The 4,293-nt window shown below is 40.7% G+C and carries 4 protein-coding genes and 1 pseudogene; 1 reads left to right on the plus strand and 4 read right to left on the minus strand.

The annotated features are described in order from the left end of the window. From BHU72_RS16155 to BHU72_RS07775, 3 genes and pseudogenes are all read right to left on the minus strand, one after another. A pseudogene (locus BHU72_RS16155) lies at positions 1 to 158 on the minus strand (IS21 family transposase); the annotation flags it as partial. A gap of 86 nt (positions 159 to 244) precedes the next feature. Continuing rightward, on the minus strand, positions 245 to 679 hold the full coding sequence (locus BHU72_RS07770) for a hypothetical protein (RefSeq protein WP_069702077.1): 435 nt from the start codon (positions 677 to 679) through the stop codon (positions 245 to 247). Between the two features lie 137 nt (positions 680 to 816). Continuing rightward, positions 817 to 1,428 carry a hypothetical protein gene (locus BHU72_RS07775; RefSeq protein ID WP_069702078.1) on the minus strand — a complete coding sequence of 204 codons (612 nt, stop codon included), beginning with the start codon at positions 1,426 to 1,428 and terminating at the stop codon, positions 817 to 819. 171 nt (positions 1,429 to 1,599) lie between these two features. On the opposite strand from BHU72_RS07775, the gene BHU72_RS07780 reads away from it, so the two are divergent. Continuing rightward, complete coding sequence (locus BHU72_RS07780) at positions 1,600 to 3,915, plus strand: S8 family serine peptidase (protein WP_176720437.1); 2,316 nt, start codon at positions 1,600 to 1,602, stop codon at positions 3,913 to 3,915. 178 nt (positions 3,916 to 4,093) lie between these two features. Here the strand turns inward: BHU72_RS07780 and BHU72_RS15445 are convergent. After that, positions 4,094 to 4,293 (minus strand): transposase domain-containing protein (locus BHU72_RS15445; protein ID WP_141709280.1); only part of this gene is annotated, 200 nt, incomplete at its 5' end.

A 4,293-nucleotide genomic window follows, 5' to 3' on the forward strand; every position in this document is an offset into this window, starting at 1 on the left:
AGGTATTTATCTACAGTTCTTCTGTCTACCTGGAACTTCCTTGCTAATTCACTTTTGTTTATTTTCATATTGAGATTCTCCATGAGAAGTTTCAGTTTTGGTAAATCTGAGAGTCTAGTAATTTCAATTTCTGTTGTTATGTCTAGTTTTACATGCATACATTTCACCCCATAACCAGTATGCATGTAGGGTTGAAAATTGTACATTCTTATTCAATCAATTTTGTACATTATTAGCCTAGCATTTATATCCCACAATCCAGAATCGATTGCCAATTGATTGACTCATCAATCTCTTCACGGTTTGTAAGCGTATTAAGAATCCCTGAATCTGAATCAGACTCCCCGCCATCCATCCACAATAATTCTCGCTCACGATCTCTTCCCATCTTCCTTGCATAACTTCTCATATCTCCGAACACTTTTCGTTTTATATAATACTCGAAGAATACAGGGCTGTCACAATCGTACTGGACTAGACCTTGGTAGAAGCTAATCCTTGCCACTTGCTTTAAATCGTCAGTATTACCGACCCAACGATAGCGATACACCGCAGCTTTAAGTAACGGACGAAAGCTTTCCTCTAGTTCATAATATAAATCGCACAGTTCATCGCTTTGTGAGCCTAAACTGTCCTTACTTAACTTTTGATACTCCCTTACCTGCTCTTTCATATTCATTACATTCTTCTCCTAGTGGAGAAGCCGGCTTCCCATTGTATTCGCGCGTTACCATCATGATAAACGCTGCACATGGAAAAGCAGAATGTCGAGTAGGCAACTTCTTACTACTAGTTCACGCAACTCACTGTCGAGTTTCACCGTGTCGCCAGTGATACAACAATTTCTTTTACTTGATTCACTCCATAACCTTCATCTTGACGTATCCCGTAGACATTTTTAAAGTATTCCTGCCGAACGGATTGTACAATCGCTACCTGCTGACTGATATGTGATGCCTGCATTGAGGTCGGAATCGTGCCTAGATTATCTTTAAGAGTTATAATCGACCGGAATCTGAATCCTCCTAGAATATCCATTCCCAATCCGCTATTCTTATTTTCCTTTAGGCTGTCTGGAGAAATAGCTTCAATTCCATCAATATGATCCACGGAAACATATCCATATGCACCGTCATTTTCTCCGTAAGGTTTACGAACCTTTATCGGAACTAGAATACATTTTGGATGAATCGGAATTGGCAATAGATGCCGTTTGGCAAAACATGAACTATGTTGCCGCATTAACAAGTCTACATTATAACTTGACTGGGCTTTTAATTGCTGTATCACGTTTTTATTTTTTTTGTCAATCGTTACATGCTGTCCGTCCGTCAACAGGATATGCGTTATGTTCCCACCATCCTGACTATACTCCGGAATTATAGAAGTTATGTTCTCTATCATTTGCGCCCAATGATTACTTTTCATATGATTTCCTCCCAAATATTATTATTTCGTGAAATGCGTTCCAGTAGATTACCATCATTATAAACCAAACATACGTTCTATTTCAAGGTAAAAAAATATCTCTTTCAACTATTCCTCTATGCAAAATATGCTATAATATCGATATGGTGGTGATTACTTAACATGAAATCTATGAAACTATTAAAAATATTAGTATGCGTAATGCTTTTATTTATACATGTCTTAATCCCTTACACGAATGTGATTGCGAAAGATAGGATTAGTGGCTCCATACAAGACGTAGACCTTTTTTCAGGAAGTGCATTATATAACTATGATCATTACTTCGATACCATCTATGGTAATGAAGGTGCCTTAGATTTGTACGATAATCCTGTGGACTTCGAAGAGATTATACTAGACGATGATGGAAATGAAATAGAACTAGATGCCTTTGCACAGCCGAAATCGAAAGTTTCCCTCTTATCTTACGATAGAATTTCTCCCTTTGAGCAAGTGACTCAGAGAATTGCGATTATCGACACTGGGATTGCATGGGACCATCCAGCATTATCTAGTATTGATGCCATCTATTGGCGCAACATGATCGATAATAACAATGACGTACGGGATAGTCATGGTCACGGGACACAAATTGCTGGATTACTAGCATCGGACGGTACAGGCGGAGCTCCACGCGGGATGCTTCCGAATGCGAAGTATATTATTCTAAAAGGACTGAATGATGCTGGTGAAGCAGAAGACTTTACTCTAGCACAAAGCATAAGACAAGCTGTCGATATGGGAGCTAAGGTAATTGCACTATCCTTAGGCATCTCTGTTCACTCAACGGTTTTACAGGACGCAGTGGATTACGCGTACCAGAGAAATGTGCTAATCGTAGCTGCAGCTGGAAACCACGCGAAGCATGTGCAATACCCAGCAGCCTACCCTTCCGTATTATCGGTCGGCTCTGTGAATAGTCAGGGAATTCGTTCTGTTTTTACACCAAGTGGTTATGAACTGGATGTATTAGCTCAAGGTGAGAACGTTACAGTACTACAGCAACCTAGAGGAACCAAGATAGCCCATGGTACGTCGATGGCAGTTCCATTGGTAGCCGCTTTTGCTTTACGGCTGTATGAAACGAATCCTACTGCAACGGCTGACGAAATCATGACTCACATTATATTATCTAGCAAAAACTCCAACAACTGGTCAGAAAACATGGGCTGGGGAGAAATTGACTTCTTCAACACGTTCACGAACTCATTGGCGATGCTCGTAGGGAACCAAACGAATACCGAACCAGCAAGAGCATTGAAAGTTCCGAGAAATGGTATTATATCAGCCCGTATTAACAGCGAGAACCAATTCCGATGGTATCGTGTGCACGCTGGTTATGAAGGAAACCTTACCATCACCTATCGCAATAAAGTTAATCGTTATGTGAAGCTCGATGTTTTTGATGATAGTTTGCGTTTGCAAAGCTCGCGAATGTTGACATCGAACATGCAGTCAACATCCTTCCGTGTCACACCGAACAGCACGTTAGTCCGAATCAGTACAGATGCCAATAACGCGCCACTTAATGCAAGTTTTATCTTCAGTTATCAGATTAGTGCAGATATATGGGAGGCTAACAACAGTCAATCGCAAGCGAAAGTTCTACCAATTCGCGCTAACATTGAGTCTACCTTCCACGTGATAAACGACCATGATTGGTTCTCAGTAGACGTTCCAGCAACAGGAAATATAAGAATAGCAGTAGAAAACGTCCCAGAGCATATGGATCCGACATTAGTAGTGACCTATCGGGGGCAGAATATTACCGTAGATTACAACGCAGCGGGTGGAGAAGAAGTCTATTTTGCCGCTGCAGAACGAGGGACAATCTCCTTTAGCGTGAGGGATTACAATCGGAACTTTATCAATTACCCGTATCGCATTGATATATCCTTTAATCCGTCGTCAATTCAGCGTTATGCTGATACAACATCGCATTGGGCAAGGGCAGATATTGATAAGCTTCAAAGAGAATATATTCTTAAAGGCTATCCGAATAATCGTTTCTATCCCGACCGTTATATTACCAGGGCAGAGTTTGCAAGCATGCTAGTCAGTACGATGAAACTTGCAACGCCGAATTCTAACATTCGAACTTATAAGGATGTTTCAACGAACTACTGGGCACATACTTCAATAGCTACTGCCAAGCATTTTGGTTTGATTAAGGGGTATCCAGATAATACATTTAGACCCGATATGCCGATTACAAGGGCAGAGATCTCTAGTATGACCTATAATGCCTATAAGGCTAGAATGGTAACATCCAGTACCAATCGATTTAAAGATGTAACAAGTAGTCATTGGGCGAATATACCAATTAGTAGTTTAGCAAGGAATACAATCTTACAAGGCTATGGGGATGGAACCTTTAAACCGAACCATTTCACAACGAGAGCGGAAGCATCAGCGATGATTTCAAGGATAATAAATCTGTATTAACAATTATATAATAGTTACCGAAGGGGTTGCTGCAAATGTCATCAGACATCTACGGCAACCCCTTTCAGTATAAAAATGTAGTTTTCCTCACCCAGAACTATTGGCTTATATATCCGTAGCTTGTCCACCGTAACCGCTCAATAACAGGGTGCCAAAAAAGAACTAATACCATGTGGCACTAGTTCTTGCATTCAGCTAGTATACGCGGAGACCAAGGCATTAAATCTTCTAAATCTTCTGGCCTATTCCGGTAATCAGTATCCGGCATGTATAAGAGAAGATAGTTTAGGTAGCTGTATATGTTCAGTCCATTTGCTTTTGCTGTCTCGATGATGCTGTATATAGCGGCACTAGCGGAGGCCCCTTTAGGAGTAGCTG

The organism is Desulfuribacillus stibiiarsenatis (assembly GCF_001742305.1).
Taxonomy (GTDB): Bacteria; Bacillota; Bacilli; order Desulfuribacillales; family Desulfuribacillaceae; genus Desulfuribacillus_A; species Desulfuribacillus_A stibiiarsenatis.

Coding starts and splice junctions, on each gene's coding strand:
- BHU72_RS07775 (WP_069702078.1), bottom strand. CDS start 1,428: ATGAAAAGTAATCATTGGGCGCAAATGATAGAGAACATAACTTCTATA.
- BHU72_RS07780 (WP_176720437.1), top strand. CDS start 1,600: ATGAAACTATTAAAAATATTAGTATGCGTAATGCTTTTATTTATACAT.
- BHU72_RS07770 (WP_069702077.1), bottom strand. CDS start 679: ATGAATATGAAAGAGCAGGTAAGGGAGTATCAAAAGTTAAGTAAGGAC.